Origin of the sequence: Photorhabdus africana (genome assembly GCF_035181445.1) — a bacterium.
In the GTDB taxonomy this organism is placed as follows: Bacteria; Pseudomonadota; Gammaproteobacteria; order Enterobacterales; family Enterobacteriaceae; genus Photorhabdus; species Photorhabdus laumondii.
Genome location: NZ_JAXBVE010000137.1, coordinates 1 through 729, shown reverse-complemented (window position 1 = coordinate 729; position 729 = coordinate 1). Strand labels below are relative to the sequence as shown.

Sequence of the window (729 nt, the reverse complement as noted above, 5' to 3'; positions counted from 1 at the left end):
AATATCTATTTCTGATAAAAATAACAAAAAAGGCTCATTGATTATTACGACAAAAGATATTTTTGATATTGAAAATCAAGATCATATCAATAAAGCCAATGATATTGAAATATGTTTACGGGATTTACAAATACTACCATTGATGACAGAGTTATAAATATGACAAACAGAGCCGTAATCCGATTAAACGATCTAACCGATCATGGTGGTAAAGTCATTACCGCCATTGATAATTACGTGTATCAAGGCGTACCTGTTGCCGCTAAAGGTGATTTAGTAAACTGCCCTAAGTGCAAAGGGGTTTTCCCTATTGTAGAAGGTAGCAATGACTTAAAGCATCAGGGAAAACCTATTGCATTGGAAGGTATGCAAACAGCCTGTGGCGCAAAACTGATTGCCAGTCAGAAAGATTTTCTCGCTTAATGAGACGACAATCATTTTGGCCTATTTAAGGCAACACTGACGCGCTGCGCTTGTCTTCTCCATTGTACCGGGCTAATACATTAATCCGGTAAAATAGAGAGCCGAGAAAAATACCGTGATTATTTGCAGGTTATGGATAATTTATTGAAAAGGAAAAATTAATGCCATTACCACTTCTTGCGCCAGCGGCTCCCGCTCTTTTAGCTGCGGCTGAATGGACACTGGCTGCTTGTGCAGCGGGATTAGTCGCCGTTGGTGTGATGGAAAGCACCAAAGATAGAGAAGGTGAACAAGACAAGGCAAAAG

1 protein-coding gene and 1 pseudogene are annotated in these 729 nt (G+C 39.6%); both read left to right on the top strand.

What is annotated here, in order from left to right; all coding sequences use genetic code 11:
* Window positions 1-159 precede the first annotated feature (159 nt).
* Window positions 160-423, top strand: a complete 264-nt coding sequence (locus SLS51_RS23080) for a PAAR domain-containing protein (RefSeq protein ID WP_011148679.1) — start codon at window positions 160-162, stop codon at window positions 421-423.
* A 161-nt stretch (window positions 424-584) separates the two neighbouring features.
* A pseudogene (locus SLS51_RS24775) lies at window positions 585-729 on the top strand (restriction endonuclease fold toxin 5 domain-containing protein); the annotation flags it as partial.